Here is a 22376-nt window from a genome sequence, read left to right on the forward strand (position 1 = left end):
CATCAGCCAAGGAGGCCTGGACGGATTTTTATGTTCTGACCGTTATGCAGGGTTATTTTCTGCACGAGGCAGCTGCGCATGCCCACCATGAACAGTTCGAATTCATCTGTATGGGGGAGTTTTTGCATTAATTCGTCCCGGCTCATCTTTTCCGTCAGGTTTTGGTTTTGTTCCTGACCATTGGGATCGAGGATCATGATATAATAGTTGGCCGCGGGAACATCTTTGAATTCAAATTGTCCCTGTTCATTGGTGACTGCGTGGTAAATGGGCTGGTTTGCGGGAATGGTTCCCTGCTGATACCATTTCTGTACGTCGGCGTAGGGGAGCGTGTTCAGATTGATGCTCCGCTCAATCAGCCATACATCGGCTTTTTCTATATGCCGGCGGTTTTTCGGTGCACTCATATCCCACATCATGCCGGCGCCGCTTTCTCCCTTGGCAACGTGCATGCCCCGCTCCGAGTTGGGCAGATAGACCTGGCCGCTGATGGAACCGGCAGCTGCGGCTATGGCGTTAAGGCTCAGCAAGAGCGAGAATGCTAAGATGGCGGCAATTCGTTTCATATACATCAACCTCCTATTGGTCTTTGCAGATAGTTTTCGCTTTTCGTGGGAAAAATCCTGCTGCATTTGCCTGGGAGATTATTTTGCGGTACACTAGATAGCGACGGTATGCACGCGGCAAGGTGCAACTGTACGAAAGGAGATTCAGGCTATGACAAATTGGGAAAAGTATCAGCAGATCCGCCGGGAAGCTGCCTATACGGGGCTGGCGCTGCTGGTGCTTATTTTATTTTTGTGCTGGGCGGGCTTTGGGCTCAGCGATGTGGAGTATGAAATATTTGGCTTACCTTTATGGACGGTGACGTCCAGTATCGGCGTTTGGTTCTTTGCGATTGTGTTGGTGAAGCTGTTACTGAGATATGTCTTCCGGGATATGTCTTTGGATCAAGAAGAGGAAAAGGAGGCAGATCGGCATGAGTAATGGCGGTAATCCGGCAGCGCTGTTGCCGCTGCTTATCTTTATGGCTGTGATGATCGGCATTGGCTTCTATGTGCGGCAGGTGCAGGCCCGAGGTTTTGGCAGGAATTTCGTCCAGCAGTATTTTATCGGCAATCATGATTTGGGCGGTTTTGTGCTGGCCATGACCACGGTGGCGACTTATAGCTCGGTCAGCTCCTTTGTGGGCGGCCCGGGGATGGCCTGGCAGATCGGCTTTGGCTGGATCTATATGGCCGTGGTGCAGGTTACGGCCATATTCCTGGTGCTGGGCATCTTTGGCAAGCGGGTGGCGTTGCTCTCCCGCAAATTCGATGCCGTAACGGTGGTGGATATTATCCGCGAGCGTTTCCAGTCGGATGGGCTGGCAAGCTTAGCGGCCTTCATTATCGTCCTGTTCTTCTGTGCAACCATGACGGCCCAGTTCGTAGGCGGTGCCAAATTGTTTGCGGCGGTGACGGGTTACAGCTATGAGATGGGGCTCCTGCTCTTTGGCCTGGCGGTGGTGGTCTATACCACCGTGGGCGGCTTCCGGGCCGTGGCTTTGACCGATACCTGCTGTGCGGTCATCATGATGGTGGGGATCGTACTGCTGCTCTATCATGTGCTGGATGCAGGCGGCGGCTATACGGCGATTATGGATAATCTCCATAACAACCATCCGGAAATGTTTGAGCCGTACTCCGGCGGTCATATGCCGGCGGGGCTTTATCTTACCCAGTGGATCTTGGTGGGGATTTGTACCATTGCCCTGCCGCAGTCGGTGGTGCGCGGTATCAGCTACAAGGATACTGCCAGCCTGCATCGGGCCATGCTGATTGGCACTGTGGTGGTGGGCTTTATGAATATCGGTATCAATTTCACGGGTATTTTGGCCCATGGCGTGCTGACAGGGGATTTAGCTTCCTATGGTGGCGTGGATAATATCATTCCTAGGACTATAGTCACAGTTATGCCGCCGGCTTTGGTGGGACTGGCCATCATCGGCCCCCTGGCGGCTTCGATTTCGACGATTTCCGGGCTGCTGATTGTGGCGTCTTCGGCCATCATCAAGGACGTTTATCTGCATAACCAGCATAAGAGGGGCAAAGAACCGGGGACGAAACAGCTGCGCCTGCTGTCTATGCTGGCTACGGCTGTCATCGGCGTGGTGGTCTTTGTTATTGCGCTGACACCGCCGAGCCTGATCTGGATCATCAATATGTTCGCCTTTGGCGGCCTGGAAACAGCCTTCTTCTGGATGCTGCTGCTGGGGCTCTTCTGGCGGCGGGCCAATAAGCTGGGGGCTATCCTTTCCATGGGCGGCGGCACTTTGGTGTACTGCCTGACGCAGGGGCTGGGTTTCAAGGTCATGGGCCTGCATCAGATTACCATCGGCATCACAGCTTCCCTGCTGTTCTTCCTGCTTGGCACTTATCTAGGCAAGCCGCAGGATGAGCGGGTTTTGGCGGAATTTTTCCCTTATAGGAAAAATTAATATATACATAGAAAAAAGATTTTTATAAGGGCTTTGAGATGAGTAAAAAAATCTTGCCTAATTAGGACTTTTGGGGTAAAATCATGATGTAATTTTTGTATAGACAGATGTATATCAGGAAATCATGTGGGATGTTTTACTGGAAAAGGTTTTAGAGAGGAGAAAGAAAGATGATTGTTGCGGTAAATAATGCGACAAACAAATTGTTCAAGTTCAAAGCGGGCCGGTATAACCTGAAAGAACAGGCAGCCTGGAAGTCGCGGACGGCATTTGTGGAGGATACGTTGCAGGAGATCATCCGCGAAGCAGCCAATAGGGAAGCAAAGGTATTTGCGAAATGTTGCTATGGCATTGAACTGGGCAAGAGTGAAGCTGAGGATCGCTATCTGTTGTCCTATGGTGATGCTGTGAGCTATTGGAAACACTTTGATGCACGGGTGTATCAGATTGCATAAGATAAACGAAGAGCCCCTGAAGCTGGGATGATGCTTCAGGGGCTTTTTAGTACGTAGTTGAGTGGTGCAGGCCGGGAGGGGCTTTTACAGTAGCATAAACTCTACCCCAAAAACTACAATGCAGCAGGCAGCGGCCACTTTGAACAGGCTGAATCCCTTCCAGGCCAGTCCGATGCCGATGACAAGGGCTGCCAGCCCTGCCCAGGGGCTGCGGGTGGCCAGGGTGATGGCGGGGAAGGTCATTACCGCCAAGGTCACATAGGGGACATAGAACAGGAATGAGCGCAGGAAAAGGTTTTTGATGGGCCGGCGGATCAGCGTCACGGGGAGGATGCGGATGGCCAGGGTTACGGCGCTCATTACGAGCAAGTAAATATAGATATCATGCTGCATGGTCATTTGCTCCTTCCGCAGGTTTTTTTTCGTTTTTTACGGGATGCAGGATAGCACCGATGGCGGCGATGGCTACGGTAAGGATAATGGTGCGGGTTCCTCCGGAAAGTTCGCTGATAAGGGGAAGATAAGTGCAGGCGAAGCTGGCAGCGAAACTTGCGGCAACCAGTGCACCGATGATCTTATTGTCCCGGGCAGGCGGGATGATAACCCAGATGAACATGCCGAAGAGGGCCACGCTCAGGGCGCTGACAGCAGCTTCCGGCAGCATATTGCCGGCCATGACGCCTAAGGCTGTGCCCACGGACCAGCCGGGCAGGGCCACACTCATGGCACCGTAATTATAGTAGGGATTTAGCGGGCCTTTACGGGCGATGGTGATGCCGAAGATCTCGTCGGTGATATCAAAGCCCACCAGGACACGGTGCAGGATATTGGTGTCCGGGGAGAACTTCTGACTGACTACACAGCTCATCAGCAAATAGCGGGCATTGGCAACCAGCGTCATCAAGGCCAGTTCCAGATAGGGGGCATCCGCAGCGATGATGGTGAAGGCAGCGTATTCCCCGGCCGAAGCGTTGTTGAAAAAGCTGGCCAGGAAGCCTTCGAAAGGGGTAAGGCCCGCATTGCGGGCGGCAATGCCCAATGTGAAAGACACGACTAAGTAACCCAGCGCAATGGGTAAGCCATCGTGTATTCCATCCACAAAAGCTTCCCGTCGGGGAGACGAAGTAGTAGCAAGCGTCATAAATAACCTTCTTTCTTAATCTTCGGTTTCGGCATATCGTTTGGCCAATAATTTGGCAACATTGTCCTGCTTGCGCCGTTCAATCTGCCGGTGGATGAAGATATTGGGAATGGCCACGCCCACGGCGATGCCGATAATGATGGTCACGGCATCTACGCCCATGCGGAAGCTGGCAAAGAATTCCTCTGCCGTGATAAACTGGATATTTAAGAGGGCAAACAGCAGGCGGTAGAGCAGTACCCCGGGAATCATGGGGATGGCTGAGGGGATGGTCATGACGATATTCGGCGTATGGAACCAGTGGATGGCCCGGAGGGCAATCAGGCCCACGACGGCTGCCCCGATAAAGGAACCCGCGGTCTGGGAAAGCCCCAAGTCCATCACGGATATATTGCGCAGCAGCACCGTGATGATGCCCCCGACTGCCACCACGGGCAGGATTCGCTTGGGCACATTGAAGATGATGGAAAAGCCCACAGCGGCAACGGCAGCGGCAATGGCCTGTGACAAGTAATGGGTGTCTGGCGTCAGCTGGACACTGGTAAAGTCCGTCACGCCGCAGAGGCGGATGGCAATGACGATGCCGAAGGTCATACTGCCGACAACCAGCAGCGTATGCATCGCCCGCGTCATACCAGCGACGATGAAGTTATTGAGCAGGTCATCCACGGCATTGATCAGCGGGATACCTGGCACGAGGAACAAGGTACAGGCAATCAAGGGATACCAGTTCAGTCCGCCTGTCAGGAATTGCGTGCTCCAGGCCAGGATTGTCGTCACGAACGAGGTAATGGCGATGGTCGCATAGGCATTGAAGGCATAGCGGTTGCAGAGCCGCCGCATATAAAAGCCCAGGCAGGAGCAGATCGCCGTCAGCAGAAAATCCAGCCAGCTGCCGCCAAACAATTTGCAAAAGCCGCCGCAGGCCGCGCCTGCACCGATGGCCGTGAGCCAGACGGGATAGGCGCGGGGGAGGTTCCGGATATTGTTCAGCTGGCGCCGGAAAGCTTCGAGGCTGTAATTCTGCGCCAATGCCCGCCAGGTCAGTTTGCTGACTGCGGAAAGCGTGGTCATATTGACGCCGAGTTTCTGGTATTTGCAGAACTCCGTATAGGAATGGCGGCTGTCGCTGACATTGAGCATTAGCGTGGTATAGAGCACATGCTGGTGCATATGTTCCTGATCGATGCCCATAAAGGCTGCCGCCCGCCGCATATCGCGCACCGTGCGGTCACTGTCCGCGCCATTTTCCATCAATAATGCCCCGGTCTGCAGCAGCAGATGCAGCTTCTCGCCAATCTCCGCAAAGGGCTTATTCAATATTTCATCCTTATCGTCACTCAAACTATCCCGATCCTTTCTTCCTATGTAAACATAATAGTAAATGCATGTAAACTATTGTAGGACAGTGAAGGATAGATGTAAAGGTTTCGCGGCAGGAAAAATTACAGCAAAAAAGCAGGTTCGCCGTTTATTAGCGAATCTGCCTTTTGTCTTATGCAAACTTATTCTGCGATAGCCGAATGATGAGCTTCATCCTCATCAAGCTCTCCCTTGCGGGACAGGTAGCTTTCCGTTTCTGCCACCACAACGCCGGACAGGGCGATCAGGGCAATCAGGTTCGGGATAGCCATCAGGCCATTGACGATGTCGGCCAGGATCCAGATGGCTTCGAGTTTGAGGAAACCGCCGCTGGCGATCAGGGCAATGAAGATGATGCGATAGGGCATAACGCCTTTCGTGCCGAAGAGGTAGATGCAGGCCCGTTCGCCGTAGTAGTTCCAGCCAAGGATCGTGGTGAAGGCGAAGAGCACGAGGGCAACCGTCAGCAGCATGCTGCCGATATGGCCGTAAGTTGCGGCAAAGGCAGCACTGGTCATGGCGGCACCGGCGGTATCACCCTGCCATACGCCGGTCAGCACGAGGGCCAGTCCGGTCATGGTGCAGATGATCAGCGTATCGATGAAGGTACCCGTCATGGAAATCAGGCCCTGTTCAGCAGGTTCCTTGGTCTTGGCTGCTGCAGCTGCAATGGGGGCAGAACCCAGGCCGGATTCGTTGGAGAACACGCCGCGGGCGATACCGTTCTGCATGGCCATCATGATGGTGGAACCGGCAAAACCGCCGGCAGCTGCCGTGCCCGTGAAGGCGGTTTCAAATACAAGAGCAATCGCTGCAGGCAGGCTTTCGATGTTCATGATGATAAGTCCCAGGCTGATGATGATGTACATAACAGCCATGAAGGGGATGATCTTGGAAGCAACCTTGGCAATGCTCTGCAGGCCGCCGATGGTAATGGCGGCAATGAGAATCGTCAATACGGCACCCGTCAGCACCTTGGACAGGCCAAAGGAGATTTCCGCACTGTCCACAATGGCGTTGACCTGCGGGAAGGTGCCGATGCCGAAGTAAGCAACGAGAATCGTAGCAGCGGCGAAGAAGGTGGCCAAAGGCGCATACTTTTCGCCCATGCCCTTGCGGATGTAATACATGGGGCCGCCGGCGATATTGCCATTGGCATCAGTGCTGCGGTACTTCACGGCGAGGAGGCCTTCAGCATATTTGGTAGCCATGCCGAAGAAGGCAGCCATCCACATCCAGAAGATAGCACCGGGGCCGCCAATCTTCACGGCGGTAGCTACGCCCACGATGTTACCGGTACCCACGGTGGCAGCCAGCGCTACACAAAGGGCCTTGAAGCTGGAAACATCGCCTTCACCGTGGTTCTTGGCCTTGAAGATCAGGGACAGAGCCTTGGGCAGACGGACTACTTGCAGCAGCTTCAGCCGCAAGGTCAGATAGATGCCCGTTCCCACCAGCAGGGTGATAAGCGGTGGCCCCCACATAAAGGAGTCAATAGCGTTTAACATCGGGATAAATGATTCCATAGACAGTGTCCTCCTCGCACGATACAAAACAGGTTGTGTCTACTGTGAGTAAACACAGGTACGTCTCAAATAAGATAGTCCCTATAATATCATACGGAAAGACATTTGTCTACAGGATTCCGGCCATTTTTAATAAATATTGGGCATTTGTCGTCTGACAGCGGCCATTCTTTATTTTATAGTCGAATTTTATCTTATTTTCCTCATAGTATTCCGCGAAGTGATAATTTGTCACGGGTATATCATTGGGGGAGGACAGGTCACAGAGTTCAAAGTCATGGGTGGACACCAGGGTGATGGCATAGGGGCGTGTCAGGCGGGAAATGGCTTCGCGGGCACCGATGATCCGGTCGGCGGAGTTAGTTCCCTTGAAGATCTCGTCAATGCAGATGAACATGGGCAGTTCCTTTTGGCTGAAGTCCACCATCTGTTTGATGCGCAGAAGTTCGGCATAGAAGGTGGAGATTCCCTGGGACTGATCATCGTGTACCTGTATGGAAGTGAAGATGTGCATGGGCGTGCAGGAAAAAGTTTGGGCACAGACTGGAGACCCGGCATAGGCCAGCACGAGAGAACTGGCCAGAGTGCGCATATAGGTGGTCTTGCCGGACATATTGGAGCCGGTGATAATGCGGGTTTCGGCAGTCAGAACCGTGTCGTTGGGCACGGCTTTCGCTTCCTCCAAGAGCAGAGCGGAAAGAGCAGTGGTTTTCAATTGGGGCGATCCCTTGAGGATTTGCGGGAAGCAGTATTGTTCGCGGGTGTGCCCCACCATGGCCAGCGAGAGATACAGTTCCATTTCCGCCCATTCCTGCAGCCAGCCCTGTAGGTTTTGGGCGGCATCATCCTGCCAGCGGGCAAAGCGGACGGCGCAGTGACAGTCCCAAAGGAGCAGGGCATTGCCCAGGACATAGAAGAAGAGATTGCGGCAGAGATTCACATGGTCGGTGAGCCGGGCCAGTTTCTGCAGGGCAGGTGCGCCGTTTTGGGACAGGTCAGCAGCCGGCTTTGCCAATACCGGGCTTGTAAAGTTTGTCTCTCCCAGACGGATAAACAGGGACTGATAGGCATGGAGTTCCTGATTCAAGGTCAGCAAAGGGGCTAGGATGGCCTGATTCTGACGCTGGAAAAGCATGGCGATGGCGAATTGCAGGAGTACGAATAAGCCTGGAATCTGCCAATCCAGCAAATTAGCGGCAGCCATTAGAATGCTGCATAAGGTCAGCAGGGGCAATAGCCAGACTGTGCGCTGCAGCATATGGCTGATATGATGGTGACTGCCTGCGGTGATTTCCTTGATTAAAGGGGCAGTATCGTGATTTATGGGCAGCTGGCGGCTCAAGGCGAGAAGCTCGACGCAGAGCAGCTGGCGGTCGATGAGTTCGGCGGCTGCTTCCTGACGGTTGAGGATGACAGCGGGGGGCGGCGGAGTGACGGCCAGAGCCTGGGCAAGCCTTGACCGTCCCAAAGCCGTACGGGCACAGCAGAGATATTGGTAGAGGGAGGCTTTGCCGAAGATATGCAGATCGATATCCTGTGGGCGGCTTTCCTTGCAGAATTCCTCGCCCTTATCGGGCAAGTCCTGCCATTTCCTATCGAAGTGTGAGAGATAATCTGCCGTTACGTCTAAAGAATTTTTGACAAAGCGAATCTGTTTCTTGATATGGTTGTGCTGCCGTATCAGCCAGCCAAAGAGCACAAGCAAAAGCACGCCCATGATCCCGGCAATGCTCAGCCCGTCATAAGCCGCTGCAAAGGCGAAGATCAGGGCAAAGAAGCAGGCGGTACGGTAGAGGGTATAGCGGCCGGCAGCTCTTTCGTAAGCGGCCAGCTGATCCTGTTCTTCAGCCTGCAGGTTGATATAAAAATCCTGTTTCATGGAATCCACTCCCTTAGATGGTGTTATCATTGCTTATTATATCATTATATTGAGAATTATAACTTATTTTGGTATACTTATAGACATTGGAGGGTGAGTATGGACGAGAAAACAGCGGCCATGGCCCGGTTGCAGGCGAGCATCGATGCCATCAACAAGCGGCTGGCCATCGATTCCAATGATTTGGATTATGAAACCCATCTGCGGCAGAAGCGGCAGTTGCAGCAGATTCTGGACCGCATGAAGGAAAAGGCGAAAAAAGCATGATTATCATGTTATTTTCAGTATATCCTGTTAGAATAATAAACATCAAAAAGTCAAGGTTGAAAGGATGAACAATATGTCACAGCGTATGACCATGGACGAAGTCTTGAAAGAGTACGGCGTACCCCAGGTGAAACTGGATATTCACGCCACCCGCAGCGAGCTGTTGAAGCTCCGGGAAAAACTGATGGCGATCCGTGACCTGTCAAATGGCGCGGAGCAGGGCTATCTGGATATTGACTGCAAGCTTTATATCGATGTGGATGATATCGACCGCTATCTGTCCGGTGAGCTGGACACGGTGGGGGAAATCTATGCTTTCCCCGAAGATATCAAATCCTATAAGGAATAATGACGATTCAAAGGAGAATTGACATGAAGATGAAGAAGATCCTCGCGTCCCTGATGGTGGGCGCAATGGTTATGACGACGGTTCCCGTGGTGAATGCTGATCTTGCTGCTACGGCTTACGCCGCCAAAGGCGGTGCCAAGATGGGCGGCGGCGCCAAGAGTGCACCGAAGGCGGCAGCACCGAAAGCCGCTGCACCCAAGACGAATAATGATACCCATAAATCCGTATCTGGCAGTGGTGAGACCTACAAGCCTTCCAAGGATGCCAAGAGTCTCGATAAGAATGCACCGGCAGCCAACAGCAAGAGCAATGCAAATGCGAATACGGCTGCGAATGCCCAGAGCGGCAGCCGCTGGGGGAATGCCCTGCGCACGGTAGGCCTGCTGGCTGGCGGCATGCTGCTGGGCTCCATGCTGGGCAATCTCTTGGGCAGCAGCATGCTGGGGGATGTCTTTGGCGTGATTGCCAACGTGGTGATGTTCCTGGCGCTGTTCATGATCCTGCGCTGGGCTTGGAATAAGTTCCGGAATCGTGGCAAGGAGAATCAGTATGCGTCGCAGATGAGTAATTATAATCGCAGCAACGAGCCGATTGATGTGACGCCGCGCCCGCAGCAGATAACAGACATCAAAGCCCCCTCTGGGGATTACGATGCCCGTAATATGGCTGATCGTTATCGCAATAAGTAATAAAGTTGCCTGTACTTTTTCTTTGGCGCAAAGAAAAAGTACCAAAAAGAAAACGCGGACTGAAATTACATCACGTGATTTACGTCCGCCTGCGCCCGTCCTTGGGCGCTGGGTAACGATTTACCACGATTTTTTGGTGAGTCGTAAAACCTTCTCTTTAAGGGAAAGGTGCTCCGTAAAGGGCGGATGAAGTGTAAAAGGAGTATTGTTTTGGTTAAAGAATCTACTTTGAAATGTGTTGAAGATTTGATTATCCGTTATCCGCAGATGGCGGAGTGCCGGGATGATTTGCGGGCGGCTGTGGAGGCTATCTGTGAAAGCTACCGCAGCGGGCATAAGCTGATTGCCTGTGGCAATGGGGGCAGTGCCTCTGACTCGGAGCATATTGTCGGGGAACTTATGAAAGGGTTCCTGCTCAAGCGTGAGATCAAGGGGGAATTGGCAGAGAAGATCCGTCAGCACTGCGGTGATGATGCCCAGTACCTCATTGACAATCTGCAGGGGGCTTTGCCTGCTCTGTCCATGGTCAATCAGGTGGCGCTGAATACGGCGTTTGCCAATGACCAGGCGCCGGATCTTTCCTTTGCCCAGCAGCTTTTGGGCATGGGGGATGAGGGGGATGTGCTGTTGGCCATCTCCACTTCCGGCAACAGCACCAATGTGATCTACGCTTTGGAAATGGCCAAGGTCAAGGGCGTGAAGTCCATCGGCTTGTTAGGTCATAGCGGCGGCAAGATCAAGGTTCGTGGCCTGGCAGATATCAATATCTGCGTGCCGGAAACGGAAACCTTTAAGATTCAGGAACTGCATCTGCCGGTATATCATATGTTGTGCATTGCCGTGGAAAATGAATTTTTCGGTGCATGACGAAATGCAAAAAACAGCGCTGAATGGGATATGGTATCCTGTTCAGCGCTGTTTTTGCGTTCAGAGGTTTTCCAACAGCTTGATCTCATTCTTGAAGATATAGCTGTCTTTGTCCGGCTGGCGGCCATGCACGAGAAATTCAAAGGCCTTATTGATGGCTGTATGGCCCTGCCGATAAGGGTGCTGATAGATGGTGGCTTTTATCAGGCCAAATTCCATCATCTCTACGGTGGTGGGCACTGTATCAAAGGCAATGACCAGGGGGCGTTTTTCTTCCGGCAGCTGCATCACGGCACGGCAGGTGCCATAGACCCCGGCAGCCAGAATGCTGATGGCATTGATTTCCGGATGTTCCTGCAGGAGCCGCCGGGTGCCGTCGTAGGCTAAGATATCATCATCTTCATGTTCCAGCACTTCCACAATCTGGAAGTCGTTGATGCGTTCTGTGCGATGCCGGAAGCCCTCCAGGCGCTGTCGGTGACCGAGTACATTCCGGTTGCCCAGAACCAGGGCGATGCGGGCGGATTGCCCCAACAGGGCTTCCAGCAGGGCGCAGGCGGTGGTGCCGCCGTTGTAGTAATCGCTGCCCACATAACAATGGCGGTTCGTGCCGGCGATATCGTTATTGACGGTGATCACGAAGATCCCCTGGGCAATCATTTTGTTGATTTGTTCGGCAATCAACGGATCATTGACCGGGTTGATGACCAAGGCCTGTATTTCCGGAGCAATCTGCTGCAGCAGGCTTAATTGCTGTTCCACATCATAGCCTTTGAGCTTGTAATATTTGATCTGCAGGCCGTAGATCTCGTATTCTCGGGCCGCGTCCTCCATACCCCGCAGCACTTCCGCAAAGAAGGGGTTGCCCTCGGAGGGGATGATCACACCGATAACGGGGCGCGTCTTGCGGGCGGCCAGGGCTTTGCCGGCCGGATTTGGCTCATAGCCCAGCTGACGGGCGACGTTGCGGATATTTTCCGCGGTTTCCTCGCTTACCCGTCCCCGGCCATTCAAAGCCCTGTCTACTGTCCCGCGGGACACCCCGCAGATTTCGGCGATTTTCTTCATCGTGACCATATTACCACCCGCATTCCCGTAATTTTTCTGTTATTTTAACAGTTTCTTTTATAAACGTCAAAGGAGGCTGTATCAGCAGCCTCCCTTATCATTAAGCCAACGTTAAGTTTTTGCCCTGCAGGCCAATCCAGGCGCCTTCTTTTTCCAGGCCGCTGTCCTTATGGGCAATCAGCCATTTGTTGACGGCAAAGAGCAGTTCATCTTCGCCTTTTGCTTCGGGCTGGGATTTCAGCTCTTCGTTGGTATGACGGGGCAGAACTACGCCGCAGCGGAATTCCTGGCCATCCACGCCGCAGGGGGCATAATGCAGGGTGGTGGCATAGAGTTCCACAGCTGTGCCGGCGGGAACCTTGAAGCATTCCACTTTAGCCGTGTCGTAGGTGTAATTTTCCGGATCGATATCCTGCTGGCGCCCCAGCATCAGGACCAGATCGGTAGCGGCAATGTCGATTTCGGAGCTGCGGTGGTATTCCAGAGCGTTCAACGTCTTGTTCCAGCCGCTGCAATGGCCGAATTCCACGGGCATGTCACCATAAACGGATTCCGTCATCTCCTTATAGAGGGGCAGTTTCTCAAATTCTGCCACGGAGGGTTCGTAGACGACTTCGCCTGCCGGGATTTCTTTGTGGGCATTGATGGCTTCGACAAATTCCTGGGTATCCACATCCAGGACACGGCCATACGCGCGGAATTCTGCATCCATTACTGTTTTCATGATTAACACCTCAAATAATTCATAATACTTATATTATACACCAATATTGCGCAATTTTTTACCGGAAAGGAGATTATGTTCGATTTTTTCCAAGGAAACATTCTTGGTTTCCGGTACATACATCATGGTCAGGGCGATGAAGAAGCCATTAAGCAGGGCATAGAGCCAGAAGGTGTGGGCAGAACCCAGCGTGTCCACCAAGGAAAGGAAGGTGGCGCCGACGATGGCGCAGGTGATCCAGTTGGTCATGGTGGAGCAGGCGATACCGAATTCACGGCTCTTGAGGGGCTGGATTTCGGAGCAGAGAACCCAGACGATGGGGCCGGCACTCATGCCAAACCCGGCAATGCTGACCATGGTCATGACAGCGGCCAGATAGGATACCCAGGTGGCTGCCGCACCGCTTTCCAGCAGGGACATGCACCAGCCCACAACGGCCATGGAAGCAGCCATGACGCCGAAGCCGACTTTCAGGGCCGGTTTACGGCCGGACTTATCCACCATCCAAATGGCGATAAAGGTGGATAAGGTGAATACAATACCATTGATAACTGTGCCGATCATCTGTTCCTCTGTCGTGGAGAATCCGGCCAGGCTCAGGATCTTCGGCGAATAATACATGATGACGTTGAAACCGGTGAACTGCTGCATGGCCTGCAGGAGCACGCCCAAGAATACGGCTCTGCGTACATTGCTGTTGGTCTTGAAGAGCTGCCAGCCAGCCTGTTTCACCTTCAGGGATTCCTTGATATCGGCCATTTCTTCATCGGCGGCCTTGGGATCAGGATTCAGGCTCTTGATTACTTCGTCCGCTTCGTCTGTACGGCCAACGGCTGCCAGCCAACGCGGGCTGTCCGGCAATTTGATGACTGTCATGATCAGCACCACTGCCGGAATGGCGATGACCATCAGCATCATGCGCCAGTTGCCCGTATAGCTGAAGGCCGTATCGGACAGGAAGGCGGCCAGGATACCAACGGTAACCATCAGCTGATAGCCGGAAATCACCTTGCCGCGGGCATCTTTATCTGCCATTTCAGCCAGATAAAGTGGCGCCGTGTAGGAGGCAATACCTACGGATAAGCCTAATACCAGACGGGAAATGATCAGCAGATCCACACTGCCGGCCAGTCCGGAACCAAGGGAACCGACAATGAACAGGGCGGCACCAATCATCAGGCTCTTCTTGCGGCCAATCTGCTTGGCCAGGAAGGAAGCAGCGATGGCACCAGCAGCGGCGCCCACCATCATGGAACTGACCACCCATTCCTGGGCACTGCTGCTGAGGTTCCACTCCTGACTGATGAAGGGCAGTGCACCGGAAATAACACCCTGGTCAAGACCAAACAAAAGCCCGGCCATACCAGCGGCAAAATAGATGAAAACCTTCAAGCGGGAAGCCCGCTTTTCCATAGCCTCATTGGGGGCGTGTACTGAAATGCTCTCCATAATAACACCAACATCCTTTCTTATTTAGGAAATAGTATAAGGAAACAGGTTATAACAAGGACAATTCCTGATAGCAGCTTTTAAGCTGCTGATAGAGTTTTTGGTAAAGCTGATGGCCGCGTTCGTAATATTGATGCGCATCCGTTTCCGGCTGGCATACGGCTGTGGTACTGATGTATTTGCGGCAGGCGCTGGGCACATCGGTGAAGATGCCTGCTGCTACGCCAGCCAGGATCGCTACGCCCAAAGCCGGGCCGCCAGCCTCGCTGCCGGTTTTTACCGGGCAGTCATACATATCGGCCAGCATCTGCCGCCAGATGGGGCTCTTGCTGCCGCCGCCGCAGGCCATCATATCCGTGACTTCCACGTCCATCTCTTTGAGAATATCCCAGCAATCCCGCAGGGAATAGCTGACGCCTTCCATCACGGCCCGCAGCATGTCGGCCCGTTTATGCATGGCGGACAGACCGAAGAATGTACCCCGGCAGTCCGGATCGAGATGGGGGGTGCGCTCGCCCATCAGATAGGGCAGGTAGAGAAGCCGGCGGCTGCCTCTGGGCACGCTGTTGATGGCTTCGTTGATGGCGTTGTAATCCATATTCTCCGCCAGGTTCTCCCGGAACCATTTGAGGGAAAGGCCGGCGGCCTGGGTTACCCCCATCACATGCCAGCAGCCTGGCACGGCACAGCAGAAGGTATGTACGCGGCCCTGCGGGTCGATGCGGGGCTCGCTGGTATGGGCGAAGACCACGCCGCTGGTGCCGATTGTCGTGAAGGCCTTGCCGTCTTCCACGACGCCAGTGCCCACGGCTGCGGCTGCATTGTCTCCAGCACCGCCAGCTACCACGCAGTCCGTCGTCAGGCCGGTCAGTTGGGCGAACTCGGCGCTGATATGGCCGGTAGCCTCAGGGGATTCGTATACTTTTGGCAGCAAAGCCTTGTCGATAGCAAGCTTTTCCAAAATCTCATCCGACCACTGACGCTTTGGCACATCGAGCAGCTGCATGCCGCTGGCATCGGAAACTTCCGTAGCATAGTCGCCGGTCATGCAGAAGCGCACATAATCCTTAGGCAGCAGGATATGGCGGCAGCGCCGGTAATTTTCCGGTTCATGATTGCGCACCCAGAGGATCTTGGATGCGGTGAAGCCGGTCAGGGCTGGATTGGCGGTGATCTCAATGAGCCGCTCTCTGCCAATCTTGGCCGTTATCTCTGCACATTCCGCCGCCGTGCGCTGGTCGCACCAGATAATGGACGGGCGGATGACCTCGTTCGCCTCATCGAGCATCACCAGGCCATGCATCTGGCCGGATAAGCCGACGCCCTTGACAGCAGCCGGATCGATCTGAGCCTTGGCCAGTACTTCGCGGATCGTGCTGACGGCAGCGGCCGACCAGTCTTTGGGATTTTGTTCTGCCCAGCCGTTCTGGGGCTGATACAGAGGATATTCTGCGGATGCCTCGGTCACCACATGGCATTCTTCATCAAACAATACCGTCTTGGTGGCGGAGGTACCGATATCCACACCGAGCAAATAGTTCATTTTCAAGCCTCCCCTAAAACTTTTGCGTGCTTATGTACGCAACTCACAGTAATCAATATAGCACAGGAGGAAACAATACGCAATACCCTTTGTGTGACAATTTTTTATTTTCCCAATGAGCAAACAACAACACACTAATAATATAAAACATGACATAATTTTTAGCGCGGTAATAAAAAACAAAATAAAACGATTGACAAACTGGTGGGAGAGTGTTATGCTTTGCATGTAATGAGCGTGCTTGAGCACGCAAATATGATGTAAAACAAAGGAGCGCTTTATCATGTCTATGAGCAACATTCCCAATGTCAAATGTGGTATCATCTCGGTCAGCCGTGACTGCTTCATCATTTCCTTGTCGGAAAACCGCCGTCATGCGATTGTCGAAGCTTATAATAAGAACTATGGCCAGCTGTACGAAGTGCAGAAGACGGTAGAGAATGAAAAAGATATGCTGGCAGCGGTGCAGGAAGCAAAAGATGCGGGCTGTAATGCCCTGGCGGTATTCCTGGGCAACTTTGGCCCGGAAACGCCGGAAACTTTGATTGCCAAAGAATTTGACGGCCCGGTGATGTATGTGGCTGCGGCTGAGGAAACGGGCAAGAACCTCATCAATGGCCGTGGCGATGCTTATTGCGGCATGCTGAATTGTTCCTATAATTTAGGCCTGCGTCATCTGAAAGCCTTCATCCCGGAATATCCGGTGGGCACGGCAGAGGATTTGGCAAAGATGATTGCCGAATTCCAGCCAGTTGCCCGCACTTTGCTGGGCCTCAAGGATCTCAAGATCATCACCTTCGGCCCGCGTCCGCAGGATTTCTTTGCCTGCAATGCCCCGATTCAGCCGCTTTATGATCTCGGTGTGGAAATCGAGGAAAATTCGGAGCTGGATCTCTTGGTAGCTTACCGTGCTCATAAAGATGACCCGCGCATCAAGGAAGTGGCTGAGGACATGGCCAAGGAACTGGGGCAGGAAGGCAATCCCTATCCGGAGATGCTGCCCCGTATGGCTCAGTTTGAACTGACCTTGCTGGATTGGGCCGAAGAACACAAAGGTGCCCGCAAATATGTGGCCTTTGCAGATAAATGCTGGCCGGCATTCCCGAAGGAATTCGGTTTTGAGCCCTGCTATGTCAACAGCCGTATGGTCAGCCGCGGCATCCCGGTATCCTGCGAAGTGGATATCTATGGTGCCCTCAGCGAATACATCGGCCTCTGCGTCAGCGGGGATGCGGTTACGCTTTTGGATATCAATAACTCCGTGCCGAAGGATATGTATGAAGAATCCATCCAGCCCGGTGGCAAGTACCAGCTCGAAGATACCTTCATGGGCTTTCATTGCGGCAATACACCGCTCTGCAAACTGCGCAAGGGCGGCGTGAAATATCAGTTGATCCAGAACCGTCTGCTGGAGAATGGCGGTACGCCGGACTTCACCCGTGGCACGCTGGAAGGCGATATTGCCGATGGGGATATCACGTTCTTCCGTCTGCAGAGCACCTCCGACGGACAGCTCAAGGCTTATATTGCCCAAGGCGAGATCCTGCCGGCAGCTACGAATTCCTTCGGCGGTATCGGCATCTTCGCCATCCCGGAAATGGGCCGCTTCTATCGTCATGTGCTGATCGAGAAACGCTTCCCGCATCATGGCGCTGTGGCTTTCGGCCATTTCGGCAAGAGCCTGTATTCCATCTTCAACTATCTGGGCATTGGGGATATTTCCTTCAACCAGCCGAAAGGCATGCTCTATCCAACAGAAAATCCGTTCGCCTAAGGTAATACAGGGCGTTATTTCCTGACAGACAAAAAGTCCGCTGACAGAAAGTGTCAACGGACTTTTTCAAATTGCAGTTTATTGGCAGGTTCGTGCTAAAGGTTTTCCGTTCATACCCAGTCAGGGGTTCACGGGGGAGTACTTTTTCTGTTTCCGCTAAAACGACCCTCTCGGCAATTTTAGAGCTGTTTAGCCAGATGGCGCCGGGCAAGACCGGCGGCGCGTCTTTCAGCGTGCTTTCTGGTAACTGCCTGCCTCGGGCCGGTCTTCGCTGCGCTCAGACAGTCGCTCCCACAGAAAAAGCACTCCCCCGTTCGCCCCGAGGCCACTGAAAAACTATCCATTTCATACGACTGGCAAATTATCCACAAAAAAAATCGTCGCAGAATGATATTTTTATCATCATTCTGCGACGATTTTGTATATCTCCCCCGTTATTAGGGCTTTATTTCTCCATCATTTTCACAATTCGTTTCATATTTGTTACAAAAAGCGTTAGGGCTCCTTGTAATTCCATACCAATCAGGCCTGCGGATGACGCTATGTCATACCCATGCCTGTGTTTAATCTCACTATTTTTAGCTTCTATCATATAACGCTTTCTAGCCTGTTCCTTAAAATATTCTGTTTCCTGAAACTCCTGTTGTTTCTTGTGTAAATCGCATTTTATCGTAACGGAATAAATCTTGCTTTTGGCACCTTCTTTATAACAGGTTCCACAATGTGGGCATTGCTTACATTTCTCAATGTCAAAATAATAGCTCATTCTTTGATTTGTTCTATTGTTTTTGCGTCCAGTTCTTGCTTTGCGGATGGCCATATGCCCTTCAGGGCATACGAACATTCCCGCATCCTTGTTGAAAGAAAAACCATTGCTGCCTTCAACACGGGAGCCGTTGGATATAACAGGATTCAATTTGGCAATCAGTTCAAAGGATTTTTCTGGCGCATCTTTCGATTCAGCAAATTTAAGATTTTCTTTGCCGGAGTATGCGGTATCACCGATGACACTCTGCACTTCCAGTCCGGCTGCTCTGGTTTTTTCAACTAATGTTCTTAATTGTTCCCCGTCACTGCGCTCGCCACTGGTTACTACTGCAGCTGTAATCAGCCGTTCATCGGTCATGGCAATATGTGTCTTATAGCCAAAGAAGGATGTATCTGCTGTTTTATGCCCGATTCGGGCGTCCTCATCTTTGGAAGTGGCCAAATGTTCTGCATGGTCTTCGACCGTTTCTTTGAGCAAGTTCAGCCTCTCCTGTATGGCAGGCATTTCTGCCATCTGGCTGTCATTTTCTATTGTATTGATTAACTGTCGGCAATATTCCAGCGCATCCACCAGTGAGCCATTTTCTACTTTCTTGGGAAACCTTTCTTTCTTTTGGGGAGAATCTGTCTGGTAAACCGTCTTGCGCAATAGCTTGGCTTGTTCCAACAACCGCTCATAGGCAGATTTCTGGTTATAGCGAGCCTTAGTATGCGTAGCATCTACAATAATTCGTTTGCTCTTGATTACTTTGTTCTCCAAAGCAATTTGGATACTTTTCTTGAGTAACAAATCCAGAATATTCTCATCTTGTAAGCGGAGTTTACGAAATTTGGTTAAGGTAGAAGGGTGGATTACTTCATCTTCAGGGCGGAGTCCCAGAAAATATTTAAATGACATATCATATCGGCTACGTTCAACTAAATCGGAATCCGACATATTGTAGATAACCTTTAACAGCAGATATTTGAACAGCATTATGGGAGAAAGAGCATTACGGCCATTATCCAGGCAATATTTATGCTCCAGTTCATCTTGAATGAAAGAAAAATCTACAAGCGTATTAAATTTTCGCAGAAAATGATTTTTGGGAATGAGACGATCATAGATGGCTGTAAATTCACTAAGCTTGAGTTGCTGGCTATTCCGTAACATGTTGAACCTCCAAGTGTTGATGGCTCCATTATACTAGAAACCGTGGATGAATGCGAATTTCATCACATCCATCCACGGTTATCGTTATATATAGACTTTTTCAGTGGCCTCGTTCGCCCCCAGCCACGTTTTTGGCAATCGGCACGAACCGTTTCTCCTGTAGCAAGAACATCGATGTACTTGTATCCTCCAGCCGAAACATAGCAGCATTGACAAACGTAACTCTGGGTGGCGGTGGGGATGCTTTTCCGCCGGCGGAACGACTGCCTGAACGAAGTGAAGGCTGGCCCGCAAACAGCATGTGCTGGATACTTCGTTGATGGACGCGCCGCCGGACTTGCCCGGCGCAGGTTACTGGAAGATACGTACTTCTGCTGGCGGGACATTTAGTGAAGCGGCGAAAAAGTATTCCCACCGCCGCCCCACTGATCTGTAACAAATGTGTTCAGGCTCGCACCTACAAACTGCAATTTATCGGTGTGAAGAAATGATAACAGTTTTTGGGGCGTGTTTTTAGGCAGGAAAAAGTCCATTCTGTGGCGAAATAATGATATAATATTGGATGAAAACCATTAAGGGAGGCATATATCTATGATTATTCCAGAAAAAAATCTGATGAAACTGGCTAACGGCAGCGATGTGCGCGGCGTAGCCATTGAAGGAGTGCCTGATGAACCGGTGACCTTGAGCGTGGAAGCTGCCAATGTCATCACCAGCGGTTTCCTGGATTTTCTGGCTGAAAAGCTCGGCAAGAAGAAAAAGGACCTGCGCATTGCGGTGGGGCATGATTCCCGCCTGTCTGCCGGAGAGCTGAAGAAAGCCGTGCTGAACGCCCTGACGTCTGCCGGGGTTGTGGCAGTGGACTGCGGCATGGCTTCTACGCCGGCCATGTTCATGTCCATCGTGTTCCCCGAAACCAAGATGGATGGTTCCATCATGATCACAGCCAGCCATTTGCCCTATAACCGCAATGGCCTGAAATTCTTCACCAAAGATGGTGGCGTGGAACATGATGAAGTCATCACCATCCTGAAAAATGCCTCCCGTAACCCTGTGGTGGAAGGGGATCTGACGAAAGTACAGAAATATGACCTGATCGAGCGCTATGGCCATCATCTGCGCAAGAAGATCCGTCAGGCTCTGGGCGGGGAGAATGAACCCCTTAAGGGCATGCATGTTGTGGTGGATGCCGGTAACGGCGCAGGCGGCTTCTTTGCTTCGCAGGTGCTGGGGCGTTTGGGTGCCGATACTTCCGGCAGTGTGTTCCTGGAACCGGACGGCAACTTCCCCAACCATATCCCCAATCCGGAGAACAAGCAGGCCATGGCTGCTATCAAGAAAGCAGTGCTGGACAGCCACGCTGATCTGGGCCTGATCTTTGATACGGACGTTGACCGCATGAGCGCCGTGCTGAAAAATGGCAAGGAAATCAGCCGCAATGCCCTGATTGCCATGATGGCTGCCATTTTGGCTCCGGACTATCCGGGCAGCACCATCATCACGGACTCCGTGACCAGCGATGAACTGACTGTCTTCCTGGAAAAAGAACTGGGGCTCAAGCATCTGCGTTATATGCGTGGCTACAAGAATGTCATTGACGAATGCATCCGCCAGAACAAGGCGGGCACGGTTTCGCCGCTGGCCATCGAGACATCCGGCCATGGTGCCCTGTCCGAGAACTATTATCTCGATGACGGCGCTTATCTGGCTGTGAAGCTGTTGATCGCCGCTGCCAAGGCCCGGGCAAAGGGGAAGAAATTGTCTGACTTGGTGGCACGTTTGGGCGAGCCTGTGGAAGGGCAGGAATTCCGCCTGAAAATCAAGGGCGAGGAAAACTTCCGCGCTTATGGTGAAGGCGTGCTCAAGACCTTCGAGGAACGTGCCGTGGAAGCAGGCATCAAGATTGCCAAGCCTTCCTATGAAGGCGTGCGGCTGGTATTCCCGGACGGCTGGGCACTGTTGCGCATGTCCCTGCATGATCCCAATATGCCGCTGAATGTGGAAAGCCGCAAAGCTGGCGGTGTACAGGTTATCGCTGATCAAGTAAAGGAGTTGCTCTCCGGCTTCAACAGCCTGGATCTGAGCGTGTTTGAGAAATAATGGCTAAAGCAACACTGGCGGAGGCAACGGCACAGACGATCATCCGCTATATAATCGATAACAAATTGATGCCCGGAGACAAGCTGCCCACAGAACCGGTGTTCATGGAAAAACTAGGGGTAGGCAGAGGCACGCTGCGGGAAGGGATAAAGCTGTTGGCGGCCAGGAATATCCTGGATATCCGCCAGGGGGCAGGATCCTTTGTTTCTCCTAAGCGGGGCATTCCCGATGATCCCCTAGGGCTGACCTTTATCTACGATGATAATGAGATGGTGGTGGATATGCTGGATGTGCGCCTGCAGTTTGAGCCCCATGTGGCTAAGATGGCGGCAAGTCAGGCGACGCCGGAGCAAAAAAAAGAGATAATGGCTCAGGCCGATGAGGTGGAACGCTGCATCAAGGCCGGCGAATCCTATATTGCCGCTGATGCCCGCTTCCATCGCCTGATCGCTGAGGCCAGCGGTAACCGGGGGTTCGGGAATCTTACGTATATCCTCAATACATCCATTGCCAAGAATATCGAAGTCACCAAGGATGCCCAGCGTGACAGCAATACCGTGCATTATCATCGCAAGATTGCCCAGGCAATCAATGATGGAGTCATTGAAGATGCGGGCAGCTTCATGACGATGCATTTGCTTCTCCTGCGGGAGTTTGTGCGGGAAAATATGAAATAAATAGTAAAGCTAACTGGGAGTCATTGACTGTTAAGCGTCATTGACTCTCTTTTTTATGTATACCTATATTGAAAAGTTGACATTTTCAGAAAATAAATATATAATA

Annotated in this window: 21 protein-coding genes; 10 read left to right on the forward strand and 11 right to left on the reverse strand. The window is 52.3% G+C overall.

Annotation, left to right across the window (positions count from 1 at the left end; translation table 11 throughout):
• Positions 1-2 precede the first annotated feature (2 nt).
• Positions 3-566 carry a prealbumin-like fold domain-containing protein gene (locus tag SELR_RS00245; RefSeq protein WP_014423203.1) on the reverse strand — a complete coding sequence of 188 codons (564 nt, stop codon included), beginning with the start codon at positions 564-566 and terminating at the stop codon, positions 3-5.
• 151 nt (positions 567-717) lie between these two features.
• Between SELR_RS00245 and SELR_RS00250 the strand changes: the two genes are divergently transcribed.
• The 3 genes from SELR_RS00250 to SELR_RS00260 all read left to right on the forward strand — a co-directional run bounded on the left by SELR_RS00250 (position 718) and on the right by SELR_RS00260 (position 2934).
• Entirely contained in the window at positions 718-987 is a 270-nt protein-coding gene (locus SELR_RS00250) for a YhdT family protein (RefSeq protein ID WP_014423204.1), read from the forward strand.
• Entirely contained in the window at positions 980-2479 is a 1500-nt protein-coding gene (gene panF, locus SELR_RS00255) for a sodium/pantothenate symporter (protein ID WP_014423205.1), read from the forward strand. Before SELR_RS00250 ends, panF begins: the two co-directional genes overlap by 8 nt.
• A gap of 170 nt (positions 2480-2649) precedes the next feature.
• Positions 2650-2934 carry a hypothetical protein gene (locus SELR_RS00260; protein ID WP_014423206.1) on the forward strand — a complete coding sequence of 95 codons (285 nt, stop codon included), beginning with the start codon at positions 2650-2652 and terminating at the stop codon, positions 2932-2934.
• Between the two features lie 84 nt (positions 2935-3018).
• Here the strand turns inward: SELR_RS00260 and SELR_RS00265 are convergent, their stop codons facing one another.
• The 5 genes from SELR_RS00265 to SELR_RS00285 form a co-directional block, all read right to left on the reverse strand.
• Entirely contained in the window at positions 3019-3327 is a 309-nt protein-coding gene (locus tag SELR_RS00265) for an AzlD domain-containing protein (RefSeq protein ID WP_014423207.1), read from the reverse strand.
• On the reverse strand, positions 3317-4075 hold the full coding sequence (locus SELR_RS00270; RefSeq protein WP_014423208.1) for an AzlC family ABC transporter permease: 759 nt from the start codon (positions 4073-4075) through the stop codon (positions 3317-3319). Before SELR_RS00270 ends, SELR_RS00265 begins: the two co-directional genes overlap by 11 nt.
• A gap of 15 nt (positions 4076-4090) precedes the next feature.
• Positions 4091-5419 (reverse strand): threonine/serine exporter family protein, encoded by a 1329-nt coding sequence (locus SELR_RS00275; protein ID WP_014423209.1) that lies wholly within the window; start codon positions 5417-5419, stop codon positions 4091-4093.
• A gap of 161 nt (positions 5420-5580) precedes the next feature.
• Complete coding sequence (locus tag SELR_RS00280) at positions 5581-6963, reverse strand: alanine/glycine:cation symporter family protein (protein WP_014423210.1); 1383 nt, start codon at positions 6961-6963, stop codon at positions 5581-5583.
• Between the two features lie 109 nt (positions 6964-7072).
• Positions 7073-8842: a MutS-related protein gene (locus SELR_RS00285; protein WP_014423211.1), complete on the reverse strand. Its 1770-nt coding sequence runs from the start codon at positions 8840-8842 to the stop codon at positions 7073-7075.
• Between the two features lie 99 nt (positions 8843-8941).
• Between SELR_RS00285 and SELR_RS00290 the strand changes: the two genes are divergently transcribed.
• From SELR_RS00290 to SELR_RS00305, 4 genes are all read left to right on the forward strand, one after another.
• Complete coding sequence (locus tag SELR_RS00290; protein ID WP_014423212.1) at positions 8942-9109, forward strand: hypothetical protein; 168 nt, start codon at positions 8942-8944, stop codon at positions 9107-9109.
• A 73-nt stretch (positions 9110-9182) separates the two neighbouring features.
• Positions 9183-9458 carry a hypothetical protein gene (locus SELR_RS00295; RefSeq protein ID WP_014423213.1) on the forward strand — a complete coding sequence of 92 codons (276 nt, stop codon included), beginning with the start codon at positions 9183-9185 and terminating at the stop codon, positions 9456-9458.
• A gap of 23 nt (positions 9459-9481) precedes the next feature.
• Positions 9482-10147: a hypothetical protein gene (locus SELR_RS00300; protein WP_014423214.1), complete on the forward strand. Its 666-nt coding sequence runs from the start codon at positions 9482-9484 to the stop codon at positions 10145-10147.
• Between the two features lie 210 nt (positions 10148-10357).
• The gene (locus tag SELR_RS00305; protein WP_014423215.1) at positions 10358-11014 is read left to right on the forward strand and encodes a D-sedoheptulose-7-phosphate isomerase; all 657 of its coding nucleotides are present in this window, start codon (positions 10358-10360) and stop codon (positions 11012-11014) included.
• A gap of 60 nt (positions 11015-11074) precedes the next feature.
• Here the strand turns inward: SELR_RS00305 and SELR_RS00310 are convergent, their stop codons facing one another.
• The 4 genes from SELR_RS00310 to xylB form a co-directional block, all read right to left on the reverse strand.
• Positions 11075-12082 (reverse strand): LacI family DNA-binding transcriptional regulator, encoded by a 1008-nt coding sequence (locus SELR_RS00310; protein WP_231848093.1) that lies wholly within the window; start codon positions 12080-12082, stop codon positions 11075-11077.
• A 100-nt stretch (positions 12083-12182) separates the two neighbouring features.
• Positions 12183-12806, reverse strand: a complete 624-nt coding sequence (locus SELR_RS00315; RefSeq protein ID WP_014423217.1) for a DUF4867 family protein — start codon at positions 12804-12806, stop codon at positions 12183-12185.
• 33 nt (positions 12807-12839) lie between these two features.
• On the reverse strand, positions 12840-14255 hold the full coding sequence (locus SELR_RS00320) for a sugar porter family MFS transporter (RefSeq protein ID WP_014423218.1): 1416 nt from the start codon (positions 14253-14255) through the stop codon (positions 12840-12842).
• A 49-nt stretch (positions 14256-14304) separates the two neighbouring features.
• On the reverse strand, positions 14305-15798 hold the full coding sequence (xylB, locus tag SELR_RS00325; protein WP_014423219.1) for a xylulokinase: 1494 nt from the start codon (positions 15796-15798) through the stop codon (positions 14305-14307).
• 283 nt (positions 15799-16081) lie between these two features.
• Here xylB and SELR_RS00330 point away from each other — a divergent pair, with 283 nt between their 5' ends.
• Positions 16082-17572 carry an L-fucose/L-arabinose isomerase family protein gene (locus SELR_RS00330; protein ID WP_014423220.1) on the forward strand — a complete coding sequence of 497 codons (1491 nt, stop codon included), beginning with the start codon at positions 16082-16084 and terminating at the stop codon, positions 17570-17572.
• Between the two features lie 445 nt (positions 17573-18017).
• Here SELR_RS00330 and SELR_RS00335 read toward each other — a convergent pair whose 3' ends face one another.
• A complete protein-coding gene (locus tag SELR_RS00335; protein WP_014423221.1) occupies positions 18018-19493 on the reverse strand; it encodes an IS1182 family transposase in 1476 nt (491 codons plus the stop codon).
• 591 nt (positions 19494-20084) lie between these two features.
• On the opposite strand from SELR_RS00335, the gene SELR_RS00340 reads away from it, so the two are divergent.
• Both SELR_RS00340 and SELR_RS00345 read left to right on the forward strand, forming a co-directional pair.
• Entirely contained in the window at positions 20085-21593 is a 1509-nt protein-coding gene (locus tag SELR_RS00340; RefSeq protein ID WP_014423223.1) for a phosphohexomutase domain-containing protein, read from the forward strand.
• The gene (locus tag SELR_RS00345; RefSeq protein WP_014423224.1) at positions 21593-22270 is read left to right on the forward strand and encodes a FadR/GntR family transcriptional regulator; all 678 of its coding nucleotides are present in this window, start codon (positions 21593-21595) and stop codon (positions 22268-22270) included. Before SELR_RS00340 ends, SELR_RS00345 begins: the two co-directional genes overlap by 1 nt.
• The last annotated feature ends 106 nt before the right edge of the window (positions 22271-22376 follow it).

The sequence above is a fragment of the Selenomonas ruminantium subsp. lactilytica TAM6421 genome, from assembly GCF_000284095.1.
GTDB classification, from domain to species: Bacteria; Bacillota; Negativicutes; order Selenomonadales; family Selenomonadaceae; genus Selenomonas_A; species Selenomonas_A lactilytica.